Raw genomic sequence first — 13,640 nt, forward strand, 5'->3', positions numbered from 1 at the left:
GGACTTCAGGACGACGCGCGGGCGGGACTGAAGCGTTTGATCAGCAAGAACATTTCGCAGCCGAGGCAGAAGTCGAAGGCCGCGTTGAGGAAGGCCGCGAAGAGCGCGAACGCCGTCGCGACGATGCCGAGCGGGGTGAGGTCGAGCGCGAACCCGATCGTGCCGACGAGCGCGAACACGAACCCGACGGCCTGGGCGAACCGCAGCGGCGCCGCGTCCTCCCGCTCGTCGGTCGGGCCGAGGCGCGGGGCGACGAGCGTGCGGTACACGATCGAGTAAGGCGCCGGCTTCAGCCCGACGAACGCGCCGATGGCGAACACGACGGTCTGGATCGCCAGCAACGGCCACCACTGGGTGACCAGGACGACCGCGAGCACGATCGTGGTCAGGATGGCGGCGAAGCGCGGGCCCCGCGGGTCGACGGCCGGTCCGGCGGACATGGTTCCTCCAGCTGGAGCAGAGGGGGGTGCGTGCGAACGGCACGCTTCAGCGACATCAAGGCTGGGGTGAAACCGGACGTGCTTCAGCGCCGGTCGGAGTGGGTGCGACACAGGCTGCTGCGGACGCGGCAGAGGTCCACTGCGCGTCGCTGCGTCAAGAAGGTGTTCAGCCCGGTCACGGGTGCGAGGGTACCCAGAGCTCCCTCAGGGTGGGAACCACGTTCATACCTTGGGACGATTCCCGACGCGTGGGACACGGCCTGGTCAGGGCGTCCGGGTCGTGAGATGAGGCCTCAGCGCGTCCAGCAGCTCGGGGCCCTTGGGGACGCCGCCGACGCGCAGCAGCTCCCGGCCGTCCGGGGTCAGCGCGATCGTGGTCGGCGTCCGCAGCACGGAGAGGGACTGCGCGACCTCGGGCTGGTTCGTCACGTCGAGCTCGACGTGGTGCAGGCCGTCGGTCCGCTCGGCCAGCGGCTCGAGCACGGCCTTCGCGTGCCGGCACGGCGCGCAGAAGGTGGTGGAGATCTGGACCAGCGTCACGGCGGACGCCGGGTCGAGGACGTCGGTGACGGGGCCGGGCAGCGCGCGGGCCGGAACCTCGGCTTCGGGCTTGGCCACGCGCACGCGGCCGTTGCGGGCCTTCAGCAGCGCGCCGACCGCGAGCCCGGCCACCAGCACCGCCACGAGCACCCACAGCCCCGTCACCGGTCGCCTCCTACTTGCTCAGCTCCGCGAACGACACATCGGTCGCCTCGCCCTTGATCGTCACCGACCCGCTCTGCACCCGCACGCCGGTCGGGGTGACCGACAGCGGCAGGTCCTTGGTGTTGATCGACGCGCTGAAGTTCGGCATCAGTGCTTTCTGCACCGCTGACGGAACGATGGTGGTCTCCTGGTCATTCCCGAACTGCAGCCGCTTGGGGATGAACCTGATCGCCCCGCCCTTCGCGTCGGCCTCGATCATCGCGAAGCAGAAGATTTCCAGATCCTTGCCCGCGAACGAAAGGTGTCCCGAAATGCGGACACCGGTGCTCGACTGGTCCTGGTCGGCCTGGCCCTCGGTGGTGGTCGTCGGAGTCGGCGTCGGCTCGCTCTGCCCGCTGTCGCCGTTCTCGACGTAGTCCGTGGTCGCCGGCTCGATCCGCAGGTCCTTGATCTTGTCCAGCGGCGAGACGCGCGCCAGGTCGGCGGCCTTGATGGTGACGGCGCCGGTCAGCTTGCCGATCTTGATCGCCTTCGTGTTGCCGCTCGTGAGGTCCGACAGCGGCGCGGTGACGTCCTCGAGCTCGGCATTGAGCGCGACGTCCTGGAGCTTGTCGCCGACGGGGACACCGGCCGCAGACACGCTGATGTGACTGTAGTCACCGCCCAGCGCCTGCGTGAGGAACGGGAAGCCGTGGATCGTCACCGAGGGGTCGTCGGTCAGCTGGAGCTGCGTCCGCGCCTTCTGGGAGATCGTGTGCTCGGCGAAGGCCGCGGCGCCGAAGTCGGCGCCGACCAGCAGCAGCACCAGCACGACGAGAGCGATCACCCAGCGCCGTGCCCGGCGTCCGCGGCGCCGCGCGTCCGGCCTCGGTGCGGGTCGGTCGTCCCGGGTCACGGGCCTGCTCACCATCGCGTCCGTACTCCTGTTCGTCGGGTCCACCGGAGTTTCTCCAGGTGTGATCGATCCAGCAAGGGTTAGGTGCCGGGCGGTCGAGCCGCTATTCTCACTTAGCACCGAACAACGCCACCGTGCGGCGACGATTTGTGAAGGCGGTGCGGCTCATGAGCCTGGACCTTCTGGTGTTGACTGCGGAAGCCGATGCCACTTCGGTGCTTCCCGCGCTGGACCTGCTGCCGCACACCGTACGCGTCCGCCCTCCCGAGGTGACGGCCCTGCTCGACGCGGGCCACCGCGACGTGATCGTGCTGGACGCCCGCAGCGACCTGGCCTCGGCGAAGAGCCTTTGCCGCCTGCTCAAGGGCGCCGGCGAAGAGGAAGCGTCCACCCCGATCATCGCGGTCGTCGGCGAAGGCGGCCTCGTCGCGGTGAGCGCCGAATGGCGCACCGACGACATCCTGCTTCCCACCGCGGGCCCGGCCGAGGTCGACGCGCGGCTGCGGCTGGTGACGACCCGCGACGGCGGTTCCGCCCAGGTGGAGGCCGAGCTGCGGGTCGGCGAGCTGGTCATCGACGAGGCGACCTACACCGCCCGCCTGCGCAAGCGCACCCTCGAACTGACCTACAAGGAGTTCGAGCTGCTCAAGTACCTCGCGCAGCACGCCGGCCGGGTGTTCACCCGCGCCCAGCTGCTGCAGGAGGTCTGGGGCTACGACTTCTTCGGCGGCACCCGCACGGTCGACGTCCACGTGCGGCGGCTGCGCGCCAAGCTCGGCCCCGAGCACGAGCAGATGATCGGCACCGTGCGCAACGTCGGCTACAAGTTCGAGCGGCCCGCCAAGGGCGGCGCGCGGCCGAGCGTGCCCGCGCAGGCCGAAGCCCCGGCCGAGACCCCCGAACTCGCGCGCTGACCGTCCCACGTTCACCAGGACGCGCTGACAGCCGTCGAGTTGCCTCCTCCGGCGGTACGGTCGCAGGGTGAGCGGAGACGGCGAATGGCGCCAGGAACTGGACGAGCAGCAGCTCGAGGACGTGCGTGGGCTGCTGCTGGCCGTGCGCGAGGCCGACGGGCGGCCCGAGACCGAACCCGAGGGGCCGCTGCCCGGTGAGTTCGACGGCGGTGAGCACCTCGTCGCCTGCGTCGAAGGCGAGGTCGTCGGCTACGCCCACCTCGACACCACGGGCGACTCCTTCGGGCACCAGGTCGCCGAGCTGTTCGTGCACCCCGCCCACCGCAACCGCGGCTACGGCGCGAAGCTCCTCCAGGCCGTCGACGAGCGCGCCGCGGTGGGGTTCCGCATCTGGGCCCACGGTGACCACCCGGCGGCGCGGCAGCTGGCCGTGCGCACCGGCCTCGAGCGCAAGCGCGAGCTGCTGATCCTGCACACCGAGGTCGAGGGCGCGGACTGGCCGGAGCCGCGGCTGCGCGACGGCGTCTCGCTGCGGACGTTCGTCCCGGGGCAGGACGAGGACGCCGTCATCCGCGTCAACGCGCTGGCGTTCGACTGGCACCCCGAGCAGGGCGCGCTGACCGTCGAGGACCTCCGCGCGGACGAGGACCGGCCGTGGTTCGACCCGGACGGCTTCTTCCTCGCCGAGCAGGGCGGCGAGGTGATCGGCTTCCACTGGACGAAGGTCCACGAGGCGACGCCGGGCCGCTTCGACGGCGAGCGCGTCGGCGAGGTCTACGTCGTCGGCGTCGACCCGGCGGCGCAGGGCGGCGGGCTCGGCCGGGCGCTGACGCTCGCCGGGCTGCGGTATCTCGCGAGCCGCGGGCTGCGGCAGATCATCCTGTACGTCGAGGGCGACAACGCCCCGGCGCTCGCCGTCTACACCAAGCTCGGGTTCACACGTCACGAAACCGACGTCCAGTACGGTCGGTGACCACGATGGACACCGCGCGAACAGTCCGTCACGGTGTGCGAACGCGCAGGTCACGGCCGGGACACGGCACCCTATCGGGCTAGTAGCACTGCTCACATCCTGGGCCTTGTTCACTTCGCGTTCATTTGTTCACGGCCGACCGTCCACCAGGGCTGCCTAATGTCCGGATCCGGCGCGGCAGCACAGCCGCGACGACCCGGTCAAGCTCCTGATGGAGGAAACAGCAGTGAAGATCATGCGGCCCCTGAGCGCGGTGGGCATCGTCGCGAGCGCCGCCCTCGTGCTCGCCGCCTGTGGTTCCGACCCCGCGGCGTCCAACAGCGGCAGCTCGAACTCGGCTTCGGCACCCGCTGCCACCGGCACCGCCGACGTGGAGTGCGGTGGCAAGAGCCCGCTCTCCGCGGAAGGTTCGTCGGCCCAGAAGAACGCCATCGACATCTTCACGCAGCAGTTCAGCAAGAAGTGCGCCGGCCAGCAGGTCAACTACAACCCGAGTGGCTCGGGCGCCGGCGTCAAGCAGTTCAACGCCAACCAGATCGACTTCGGCGGCTCGGACTCGCCGATCAAGGACGCCGACGCCGCGGCCGCCAAGGCCCGCTGCGCCAGCGACGCCTGGAACATCCCGCTCGTCGTCGGCCCGATCGCGGTCGCCTACAAGCTGTCCGGCGTGGACAAGCTGACGCTGACCCCGTCGGTGACCGCCAAGATCTTCAGCGGTGGCATCACCAAGTGGAACGACCCGGCCATCAAGGCGGTCAAGGGCAACGAGAGCCTGAACCTGCCGGACAAGCCGATCCAGGTCGTCTCCCGCGCCGACGAGTCGGGCACCACCGACAACTTCCAGAAGTACCTGGGCGCGGCCGCGAAGGCCGACTGGACCAAGGGTGCCGGCAAGAAGTTCAACGGTGGCGTCGGCAACGGTGCGCAGGGCTCCAACGGCGTCGCGACCGCGGTGAAGGCTTCCGACGGCGGCATCACCTACGTCGAGGGCGCGTTCGCCAAGGACGGCCTGACCCCGGCCCTCATCGACAGCGGCTCCGGCGGCGTCGAGCTCAACGCGGCGAACGTGGCGAAGTCCCTCGACGCGGCGAAGTTCCTCAAGGACGGCTCGAACGACCTCGCGCTCGACCTCAACGGCATCTACGCCAGCAACACCGCGGGTGCCTACCCGCTGCTGCTGACGACCTACGAGATCGTCTGCTCGAAGTACGCGAACCCGGACGTCGCGAAGGCCGTCAAGGCGTTCCTGACGGTGGCCGCCACCGACGGTCAGCAGCCGCTGTCCGCCAAGGGCTACGTGCCGATCCCGCAGTCGCTGCAGACCAAGGTCCTGGCCGCGGTCAAGGCGATTTCCTGAACCGGCGTTGCGACTGATATCCGAGTGATAGAGGCTGGTCAGAGCTAGCTGATGAGCGAGTCATCCTCGACGCGAACGCCCACCGGCGACCCCGGTGGGCGTTCGTCGTCCGCCACGACGCCCCCGGAGGTCCCGATTTCGGAGCAAGCAGCCCCGCCGGCGGCGCCCCAGCCGCCCGCGAGCGAGAAACCGAAGAAGGTGCGGCCCGGTGACCGCATCTTCCAGAACCTGACCACCGGGGCCGGGATCTTCGTCGTCGCCCTGATCGGCCTGATCGGGCTCTTCCTGCTCATCCAGGCGATCCCCGCGTTGCAGGCCAACAAGGGCAACTTCCTGACCAACCACGGTTGGTCGACCAACGACCCCGCGAACATGTCGTTCGGCATCCTCGACCTCCTCGAGGTCACGGTGGCGACGTCGCTCGTGGCGCTGATCATCGCGATGCCGGTTTCGCTGGGCATCGCGCTGTTCCTGACCCAGTACGCGCCGAAGCGGCTCGCGCGGCCGTTCGCGTACGTCATCGACCTGCTCGCCGCGGTGCCGTCGATCATCTTCGGCCTGTGGGGCATCCTCGTGTTCGCCCCGGCGATCGAGCCGTTCTCGCAGTGGATCAACGACACGTTCTCGTGGTTCCCGCTGCTGGCGCCGGGCAACGTCGCGCCGAGCGTGCGCGGCACGATCTTCACCGCCGGCATCGTGCTGGCCGTGATGATCCTGCCGATCATCACGTCGCTCTCGCGCGAGGTCTTCGAGCGCACGCCGACCCCGCACCTCGAGGGCGCGCTGGCGCTGGGCGCCACCCGCTGGGAGGTCATCCGCACCACGGTGCTCCCGTTCGGCAAGGCCGGTTACGTCGGCGCGTCGATGCTCGGCCTCGGCCGCGCGCTCGGCGAGACGATCGCGCTGGCCGTCATCCTGCTCATCCCGCAGGGCCGGAACTTCGACTGGAGCCTCTTCGACGGCGGCGCCACCTTCGCGTCGAAGATCGCCGCGAACTACAGCGAGTTCAACAACGAGATCTCGGCCGGCGCGTACATCGCCGCGGGCCTGGTGCTGTTCGTGCTCACGTTCCTCGTCAACTTCGCGGCCCGGTCCGTCATCGGCAAGAAGGGAGAGTGAGCATGACCACCACGCTCGAAGCCCCTGCCACGACGCCCGCGTTCCAGCAGGTCAGCCTGGCTCGCAAGGTCAAGAACGGGCTGGCGACCACGCTGGTCTGGCTGTCGTTCCTGATCGCCGTCGTCCCGCTGGTGTGGGTGCTCTACACGGTCATCGCGAACGGCATCAAGCGCATCCCGTACAGCAACTGGTGGTCGCAGGACCTGGGCAACTTCCTGTCCGACGAGGTCGGCGGCGGTGTCCTGCACGCGATCATCGGCAGCCTGCTGCAGGGCCTCGTCTGCGCGATCATCGCGGTGCCGATCGGCATGCTCGTCGCGATCTACCTCGTGGAGTACGGCCGGGGCAAGCTCATGAAGGCCACCACCTTCATGGTCGACATCCTCTCCGGCGTCCCCTCGATCGTCGCCGCGCTGTTCATCTACGCGCTCTGGATCACCACGTTCGGCCTGCCGCGCAGCGGTTTCGCCGTGTCGCTGGCCCTGGTGCTGCTGATGATCCCGGTGGTCGTCCGCTCGTCGGAGGAGATGCTGCGGATCGTCCCGGACGACCTGCGTGAAGCCTCCTACGCGCTGGGCGTGCCGAAGTGGAAGACGATCGTGAAGATCGTGCTGCCGACGGCCCTGTCCGGCATCATCGGCGGCATCATGATGGCGCTGGCCCGGGTGATGGGCGAGACCGCGCCGCTGCTGGTCCTGGTCGGGTATTCCGCCTACACGAACTGGGACATCTTCAGCGGCGAGCAGGCGGCGCTCCCGCTGCTGATGAACAACGAGCGCGTCACCAACTCGATGGACCCGGGCTCGGTCGGCTTCGACCGGATCTGGGGCGCGGCCCTGACCCTGGTGCTCATCATCGCGATCATCAACCTCCTCGCCACCGTGTTCGCGCGCCTTGTCGCCCCGAAGAAGAAGTGAGCTGTAGCCATGGCAAAGCGAATCGACGTCAAGGACGTGGACATCTACTACGGCAAGTTCCACGCCGTCGACGGTGTCACCCTGTCCGTGCCGCCGCGCAACGTCACCGCGTTCATCGGCCCGTCGGGCTGCGGCAAGTCGACGGTGCTCCGCACGCTCAACCGCATGCACGAGGTCATCCCCGGCGCCCGCGTCGAGGGTGACGTCCTGCTGGACGGCGAGAACATCTACGCCTCGGCCGTCGACCCGGTCCAGGTCCGCCGCACGATCGGCATGGTGTTCCAGCGCCCCAACCCGTTCCCGACGATGTCCATCAAGGACAACGTCGTCGCGGGCCTGAAGCTGGGCGGCACCAAGGGCAAGAAGACCCTCGACGACATCGCCGAGCGCGCCCTGCGCGGCGCGAACCTGTGGAACGAGGTCAAGGACCGCCTCAACAAGCCGGGCGGCGGGCTGTCCGGTGGTCAGCAGCAGCGCCTGTGCATCGCCCGTGCGATCGCGGTGCAGCCGGACGTCCTGCTGATGGACGAGCCGTGCTCGGCGCTGGACCCGATCTCGACGCTGGCCATCGAGGACCTGATCGGGGAGCTGAAGAAGGACTACACAATCGTCATCGTCACGCACAACATGCAGCAGGCGGCGCGGGTTTCCGACCAGACGGCGTTCTTCAACCTGGCCGGCGTGGGGCAGCCGGGGCGTCTGGTCGAGCTCAACGACACGGAGAAGATCTTCTCCAACCCGGACGAGAAGGCAACGGAAGACTACATTTCGGGGCGTTTCGGCTGAGTCGTCGTTGTGGTGGAAGGCCTTTCTCGCCCGCGCTCGGGGCAGGCGAGAAAGGCCTTCTTCTTTTTGTCCTTTGTGGATAATCAGGCCGGGAGGTACCGCAGCGTGAGGATTCCCGATTCCCACGCTTTGCTTTCCGTCAAACGCAATTCCGTGCACCGGTCCGTGAACAACGGCTGCCCCGCCCCGATCGCCGTCGGGTAGAGCTTGATCCAGTACTCGTCCACGAGCCCCTCGCGGACGAACTGCTGCACGATCGACACTCCGCCGAAGAGGACCATGTCCTTGCCGGGCAACGCCTTCAGCTCGGCCACCGTCGCCGCGAGGTCGTCCCCGGCGAGCCGGTGCGGCGCGGCGACCTCGGTCAGTGACCGCGAGAACACCACCTGCGGCGTCGAAATCATCCACGTCGCGAAGTCGGCCAGCTCGGCCGGGCTCGCCGGGTCGTTCGCCTGGGCGCGGAAGTTCTGCTCGATCCCGTGGTGGAAGTTGCGCCCGGTCAGGATCGTGTCGACCCGCGACCGCAGCTCGTCCGACAGGGCGATGTTCAGTTCCGGGTCGGGCGTCATCCAGTCCAGCTCGCCCGCCGGGCCGGCCAGGTGGCCGTCGAGGGTCAGGTTGACGTAGGCGATCACGTTGCGCATGGTCGGCTCCTTCGTGAGGGTGCTGTCACCCGTTGAGAGACACCCGCGCCGCGAAACTCATCGGTCTCCACGAAAAAAGCCCCTGACCAGGTGGTCAGGGGCTCTTTCGAGGATTGCTCAGATGTCGTCGTCGGAGCCGTAGCCCGGCATCTTGCCGGTCACCACGAAGATCATCCGCTTCGCGACCGACACCGCGTGGTCGGCGTAGCGCTCGTAGAAGCGGCCCAGCAGCGTCACGTCGACCGCCGCGGCCACGCCGTGCGGCCACTCGCGGTCCATCAGGACCGTGAACAGGTGGCGGTGGATGTCGTCCACCTGGTCGTCGTCGGACTCGAGCGTCTTCGCCGCTTCGACGTCCTTCGTCTTGATGACCTGCTCGGTCGACCGGGCCAGCTTCACCGCGACCTCGCCCATCTCGGCGAAGTACGGCCGCACGGCCTCCGGCAGCACCGGGTCGGGGTGACGGCGCCGGGCGGCCTTCGCCACGTGCAGGGCCAGATCGCCCATCCGCTCCAGGCTTTCCGCGGCGTGGATCGCCGCCAGCACGGTGCGCAGATCGGTCGCCACGGGCGCCTGCAGGGCGAGCAGGGCGTACGCCTGCTCCTCGCACTGGGCCCGGGCGTCGTCGACCTTCACGTCGTCGCTGATGACCTGCTCGGCGAGACCGAGGTCGACCTCCAGCAGTGCGCGCGTGGCACGCTCCATGGCGTCGGCGACCTGGACCGACATCCCGGCCAGATTGACGGCAAGCTGTTCGAGTTCGACATGGTAAGCCTCACGCATGGCCCAACCCTACGGCCAACCGTGGCCAAACACCTCATCGCCGGGTGAACCGCACGTGAACCCGGACTAACGATCGTCGCGGATCAGCCCGTGGTGCTCGTCTTCTTGCTCGTGCTCGTCGTCGACTTGGACGTGGTCTTGGACGACGACTTCGACGTACTGGTCGGCGGGGCCTGCTCGCTCGCCGGGACGGGCGCGTTGGGGTCCGGCAGCTGGGTGTTGTTGCGCAGCGCGTCGAAGAGGGCCTTCGTCTTGCTGCGGACGAGAACCTCGTTGCCGCGGCTGTTGGCCTCACCGGTCGTCGGCACGGTCAGGAACGAAATCTTCGACTGGTCCATGCCCTTCATCGACTGCGCCAGCGTCATCATCTGCTTGACGCCGAGGTTGTCGCCGAAGGTGGCCTTCGCGAAGGCCGTGATGAAGTCGCTGAGCTTGCCGGGGTCGAGCACGACGTCCGACGACATGACCTTCTTGAGCAGCGCGCCGATGAACTCCTGCTGCCGCTTGATCCGGCCGTAGTCCGAGGTCGGGTCGCCCTTGACGTGCCGGGCGCGCACGAAGTTCAGCGCCTGGTCGCCGGAGATCGTGACGTCCCCGGTCTCCAGCAGCACCTTGCCGAGGATGCCGTCGTCGATCGGCTTCTCGTTGTGCACGGTGACGCCGTGCACGGCGTCGACCATCTCCTTGAAGCCGTTGAAGTCGATGCCGACGAAGTGGTTGATCCGCAGGCCGGTGATCTGCTGGATCACCTTGGTGACGCACGCCGGGCCGCCGACCGCGTAGGCGGTGTTGAGCTTCGCGATCTTCTGGCCCGGGAAGACCTCGTCGGTGGTCTTGTTCTGCGCCGGGTCCCACTTCTGGCAGTCCGGCCGGTTGATCTCGAGGTCGCGCGGGAACGATGTGACGACGACCCGCTTCCGGTCGGCCGGGACGTGCGCCACCATCACGGTGTCGCTCCGGGCGCCCGGAGTGCTGTCCGCGGTGCCGACGCCTTCCTCGGCGGTCGCACCGTCGCGGCTGTCCGAGCCCACCATGAGGAAGTTCTCGTCGTTGGCCTGCGCGTCGGCGTCCTGGATGTCGGACGAGTTCTCGTCGAGCGCGGAGACCTGCGTGAACTTCGCGTCGAAGTAGGTCTGGGCGCCCCACGCGCCACCGATGCCGAGGAACACGAGCCCGGCGACGACGGCCGCGGCGATCCGGCCGAACCGGACCGAGCGCTCGATCTTCCGGGCCTTCTTCTCCTGCAGCCGGGTCTGTTCGGCCTGCTCGGCATCTTCTTCGGGCGACGGCACCGGGGTGACGACGCGCTGAAGCGCCGTTCGCGTGCTCTCGATGAGCGAAGCGGGCGAGAGCCGCTCACGGCGTTCGCGCCGCTTCGCCTCTTCGGCGTTCATCTCGTCGTGCGCGGCCGAGAACCGGGCGAGGGTGTGGTCGATCTTGCGGCGGTACTGCGTCGCCTCGTCGATCGCTTCCATCTCGTCGGTCATGGTCAGCGGGTCCAGCTCGGCGCGCGGGGGCACCGCGCCCGGACGGCGCTTCGGGGCGTCGCCGGCGGACCGGCTCGACGCGGCCGCTTCGGGCGCCTCGGCGTCCGGGCGCTGGGGCGCCGGCGAGTCCGGCGTGGGCCGCCTGCGCGCGGGTGCTTCGGGTGCGGCGGCGTCGGCCGGCCGGCGGGGTGCGGCCCCGTCGGGGGTGGCCGCGGCGCGGCGGGGTGCCTCGGCGGCGGGGCGCTGGGGCGCGGGTCCGTCGGCCGGAGGGCGCTGGCGGGCGGGACGGGGTGCGGCACCGCCGTCGGCCGGGACTCCGGCGGCGCGCTGCCGGGCGCTGTCCGGGCGAGGGGCGGCGTCGGGAGCGGCGGCCGCGCGCTGACGGGGGCTGTCCGGGCGGGGTGCGACGCCCTCGGCCGCCGGGCGTTGACGAGCGGCGCTGTCGGGGCGGCGGGGTGCCTCGTCGGCGGGACGCTGCGGCGCGGCGCCGTCAGGACCGGCCGCGGGGCGGCGGAGGCGCCGGGGCGGCTGTGCCGCGGCCGACGTCTGCTGCGCGCCCGGGTTCACGGCCGGCGGGCGGCGCTGCAGCGGGGCCTCGGGCAGCGGGGCGGCGGCCGTCGTGCGGCGTGGCTGCCGCGGCCGCGGCGGGCGCGGTTGACGAGTGGCGTCCGTGGGTACTGGGTTCTCGGCGGGCGGCTGCGGTGCCCGCGAGCGCGGCGGCTGAGCGCCCCGTGTCGGAGCCGGGGGTTCGGCGGGTCGCGCCCGGTGTCCGGGCTGCTCGGGACGGTCCTCGCGCGGCGGGACCGGGCGAACGCCGGTGGACTTGGCGACGACGTCCGAGACGCTGATCCCGCCCTGGTCCTCCATCGACCGGCGTCTGCCGGTCCGGGGCCGCGCGGGACCGTCCGAACGGCGACCGGTTCCCGGGCTGTCGTGCTCGTCCGGCACTCGGTCTCCTTTCGCGCGATCGAAGGCGGGTGGTACTTGGCCGTCTTCCCCCGCGAGAGGTGATCGTTCTCCGGGAGGTTTTCGTTATCGTACGGATACCCCCCGTTCGTGACGACACCCTCCCGGAATTTTCTTCACCTTGAGTCGACGAACGGCCGCTGGCCGTCGACAAACGGGTGAAGGGTGCCCGCAGCTTTCCGGGGTAATGCGGCGTTTACGTTACTCAGAGTGGGTTATTAACTGCGTGCTTTGCGCGTCGTGATAGGCGACTTTGTTCCGCCCGGCCCGTTTCGCCGCGTAAAGCAGGTCGTCGGCACTGCGCAGCTGGCGCTCGGGCGGCGTCGGGGCGTCGGGGCCCTCGTGGGCGAGCCCGGCGCTGATGGTCACGTGCAGCCCCGGCTGGAGTTCTGACCAGGGGTGACGGGCGACGCGCACCCGGGCGGCGTCGACGATGCGGACCGCGTCCCCCGCGTCGACGCCGGGCAGCCACAGCACGAACTCCTCGCCGCCGTAGCGGGCGCAGAAGCCGTCCGGCGGCAGCCCCTCCTGGAGCAGGTCGGCCACCCGCCGGAGGACGCGGTCGCCGACGAGGTGACCGTACGTGTCGTTCACGCGCTTGAAGCGGTCGAGATCGACGAGCGCGATGCCCAACGCCGGCCGCGGCCGGGCGGGCCGCCGATCGGCGAACGGTCCGTACAAGCGCTCGTCGAGGTAGCGCCGGTTGTAGCTCGACGTCAGCACGTCGCGCAGGCTGCCGTCGCGCGCGATGTCCAGCGCGGAGCGAAGGTGCTGGTAGGCGCGCCGCCAGTCGCCCTGGGTCGCGAAGAGGGTGGCGACGGCCTCGTGGAGGCGCAGCAGGTCCGGCGGCTGCGGGCTCCGGCGCAGCACGCCTTCGTCCCCGGCGACCATGCCCACCTCCACCACGCATTGGTTGTCGTCGTCGTGGAGGCCGTGCTTGAGGCGCGGGTGCGGACGAAGGTGAATTTCGCTCAAACGGGACTACGACAGTGACGCTCCGGAGTTTCGACGTCAGAGTCCGGAGAACGGCTCGATGCCCTTGAGCTGGGAGAACTGGTCTTTGGCCCAGTAACTCACATTAGCCGTCTCGTCGTTCAGTAGCTCTTGGTAGTCGGCCCAGGCGACCCACCGCCAGTCGCCGACCTCGGCCGGGTTCGGCTCGGGCTCGGCGTCGGCCCAGGCGGCGAAGACCGGGCAGAACTCGTTCTCGACGATCCCCTGGAACGGCGGCGTCCGGTAGCGGTAGCTCGGCAGCACGCAGCGCAGCCCGGACAGCGACGGCAGCCCGATCTCGTAGGCCGCGCGCCGGCGGACGGCGTCCTCGAGGGACTCGCCGGGGGCGGGGTGCCCGCAGACGCTGTTCGTCCAGACCCCCGGCCAGACCTTCTTGTGCAGCGCGCGCTGGGTGATCAACAAGGCGTTGTCCGTGCGTCGCAGGACGTAGCAGGAGAAGGCGAGGTGCAACCGGGTGTGCTCGTGGTGACTCGCCAGCTTCGGGCCGGTCTCGCCGGTGGGCACGCCGTCCTCGGTGACGAAGACGACCTGCTCGGTCTCGGGTTCGGTCGCGGTGTCCACAAGCCCAGTGAACACGACGGGCGGGAGGGCCTCGTACCGCGAGCCGGGTGGGTTACGGGCGCTCCGCCCGGCCGGGTGA

The 13,640-nt window shown here is 69.7% G+C and carries 15 protein-coding genes; 6 read left to right on the top strand and 9 right to left on the bottom strand.

What is annotated here, in order from left to right; translation table 11 throughout:
- Window positions 1–5: 5 nt before the first annotated feature.
- From ABZ342_RS05550 to ABZ342_RS05565, 4 genes are all read right to left on the bottom strand, one after another.
- Window positions 6–440 carry a DUF4395 domain-containing protein gene (locus ABZ342_RS05550; protein ID WP_360469014.1) on the bottom strand — a complete coding sequence of 145 codons (435 nt, stop codon included), beginning with the start codon at window positions 438–440 and terminating at the stop codon, window positions 6–8.
- A gap of 83 nt (window positions 441–523) precedes the next feature.
- Window positions 524–697, bottom strand: coding sequence for a putative leader peptide (locus ABZ342_RS05555; RefSeq protein ID WP_360469017.1), 174 nt, complete (start codon window positions 695–697; stop codon window positions 524–526).
- 7 nt (window positions 698–704) lie between these two features.
- The gene (locus ABZ342_RS05560; protein WP_360469020.1) at window positions 705–1,145 is read right to left on the bottom strand and encodes a thioredoxin family protein; all 441 of its coding nucleotides are present in this window, start codon (window positions 1,143–1,145) and stop codon (window positions 705–707) included.
- Window positions 1,146–1,155: 10 nt separating this feature from the next.
- Entirely contained in the window at window positions 1,156–2,055 is a 900-nt protein-coding gene (locus ABZ342_RS05565) for a DUF2993 domain-containing protein (protein ID WP_360469023.1), read from the bottom strand.
- A gap of 152 nt (window positions 2,056–2,207) precedes the next feature.
- Here ABZ342_RS05565 and ABZ342_RS05570 point away from each other — a divergent pair, with 152 nt between their 5' ends.
- The 6 genes from ABZ342_RS05570 (at window position 2,208) to pstB (ending at window position 8,106) form a co-directional block, all read left to right on the top strand.
- Window positions 2,208–2,954 (top strand): response regulator transcription factor, encoded by a 747-nt coding sequence (locus tag ABZ342_RS05570; protein ID WP_196425778.1) that lies wholly within the window; start codon window positions 2,208–2,210, stop codon window positions 2,952–2,954.
- Window positions 2,955–3,021: 67 nt separating this feature from the next.
- The gene (gene mshD, locus ABZ342_RS05575) at window positions 3,022–3,927 is read left to right on the top strand and encodes a mycothiol synthase (protein ID WP_360469026.1); all 906 of its coding nucleotides are present in this window, start codon (window positions 3,022–3,024) and stop codon (window positions 3,925–3,927) included.
- Between the two features lie 226 nt (window positions 3,928–4,153).
- The gene (pstS, locus tag ABZ342_RS05580; protein ID WP_155547978.1) at window positions 4,154–5,284 is read left to right on the top strand and encodes a phosphate ABC transporter substrate-binding protein PstS; all 1,131 of its coding nucleotides are present in this window, start codon (window positions 4,154–4,156) and stop codon (window positions 5,282–5,284) included.
- A gap of 198 nt (window positions 5,285–5,482) precedes the next feature.
- Entirely contained in the window at window positions 5,483–6,403 is a 921-nt protein-coding gene (gene pstC, locus ABZ342_RS05585) for a phosphate ABC transporter permease subunit PstC (RefSeq protein ID WP_155549351.1), read from the top strand.
- A 2-nt stretch (window positions 6,404–6,405) separates the two neighbouring features.
- Window positions 6,406–7,320, top strand: coding sequence for a phosphate ABC transporter permease PstA (gene pstA, locus ABZ342_RS05590; protein ID WP_360469030.1), 915 nt, complete (start codon window positions 6,406–6,408; stop codon window positions 7,318–7,320).
- Between the two features lie 9 nt (window positions 7,321–7,329).
- Window positions 7,330–8,106, top strand: coding sequence for a phosphate ABC transporter ATP-binding protein PstB (gene pstB / locus ABZ342_RS05595; protein WP_103337881.1), 777 nt, complete (start codon window positions 7,330–7,332; stop codon window positions 8,104–8,106).
- 83 nt (window positions 8,107–8,189) lie between these two features.
- Here pstB and ABZ342_RS05600 read toward each other — a convergent pair whose 3' ends face one another.
- From ABZ342_RS05600 to idi, 5 genes are all read right to left on the bottom strand, one after another.
- Window positions 8,190–8,750 carry a dihydrofolate reductase family protein gene (locus tag ABZ342_RS05600; protein ID WP_360469033.1) on the bottom strand — a complete coding sequence of 187 codons (561 nt, stop codon included), beginning with the start codon at window positions 8,748–8,750 and terminating at the stop codon, window positions 8,190–8,192.
- A 117-nt stretch (window positions 8,751–8,867) separates the two neighbouring features.
- Window positions 8,868–9,533 carry a phosphate signaling complex protein PhoU gene (gene phoU, locus ABZ342_RS05605; protein WP_155547975.1) on the bottom strand — a complete coding sequence of 222 codons (666 nt, stop codon included), beginning with the start codon at window positions 9,531–9,533 and terminating at the stop codon, window positions 8,868–8,870.
- 83 nt (window positions 9,534–9,616) lie between these two features.
- Entirely contained in the window at window positions 9,617–11,887 is a 2,271-nt protein-coding gene (locus ABZ342_RS05610) for an LCP family protein (protein ID WP_360469035.1), read from the bottom strand.
- 300 nt (window positions 11,888–12,187) lie between these two features.
- A complete protein-coding gene (locus ABZ342_RS05615) occupies window positions 12,188–12,877 on the bottom strand; it encodes a GGDEF domain-containing protein (protein ID WP_155549349.1) in 690 nt (229 codons plus the stop codon).
- A gap of 120 nt (window positions 12,878–12,997) precedes the next feature.
- Window positions 12,998–13,561 carry an isopentenyl-diphosphate Delta-isomerase gene (gene idi / locus ABZ342_RS05620; RefSeq protein ID WP_360469037.1) on the bottom strand — a complete coding sequence of 188 codons (564 nt, stop codon included), beginning with the start codon at window positions 13,559–13,561 and terminating at the stop codon, window positions 12,998–13,000.
- Between the last annotated feature and the right edge of the window lie 79 nt (window positions 13,562–13,640).

It is taken from the genome of Amycolatopsis sp. NPDC005961 (assembly GCF_040629235.1).
Taxonomy (GTDB): Bacteria; Actinomycetota; Actinomycetes; order Mycobacteriales; family Pseudonocardiaceae; genus Amycolatopsis; species Amycolatopsis camponoti.

Excerpts from the sequence above, each read along its gene's own strand:
- ABZ342_RS05550 (WP_360469014.1), bottom strand. The coding sequence starts at position 440 with ATGTCCGCCGGACCGGCCGTCGACCCGCGGGGCCCGCGCTTCGCCGCC.
- ABZ342_RS05565 (WP_360469023.1), bottom strand. The coding sequence starts at position 2,055 with ATGGTGAGCAGGCCCGTGACCCGGGACGACCGACCCGCACCGAGGCCG.
- ABZ342_RS05570 (WP_196425778.1), top strand. The coding sequence starts at position 2,208 with ATGAGCCTGGACCTTCTGGTGTTGACTGCGGAAGCCGATGCCACTTCG.
- pstA (WP_360469030.1), top strand. The coding sequence starts at position 6,406 with ATGACCACCACGCTCGAAGCCCCTGCCACGACGCCCGCGTTCCAGCAG.
- pstB (WP_103337881.1), top strand. The coding sequence starts at position 7,330 with ATGGCAAAGCGAATCGACGTCAAGGACGTGGACATCTACTACGGCAAG.
- ABZ342_RS05600 (WP_360469033.1), bottom strand. The coding sequence starts at position 8,750 with ATGCGCAACGTGATCGCCTACGTCAACCTGACCCTCGACGGCCACCTG.
- phoU (WP_155547975.1), bottom strand. The coding sequence starts at position 9,533 with ATGCGTGAGGCTTACCATGTCGAACTCGAACAGCTTGCCGTCAATCTG.
- ABZ342_RS05610 (WP_360469035.1), bottom strand. The coding sequence starts at position 11,887 with ATGGAGGACCAGGGCGGGATCAGCGTCTCGGACGTCGTCGCCAAGTCC.
- ABZ342_RS05615 (WP_155549349.1), bottom strand. The coding sequence starts at position 12,877 with ATGGTCGCCGGGGACGAAGGCGTGCTGCGCCGGAGCCCGCAGCCGCCG.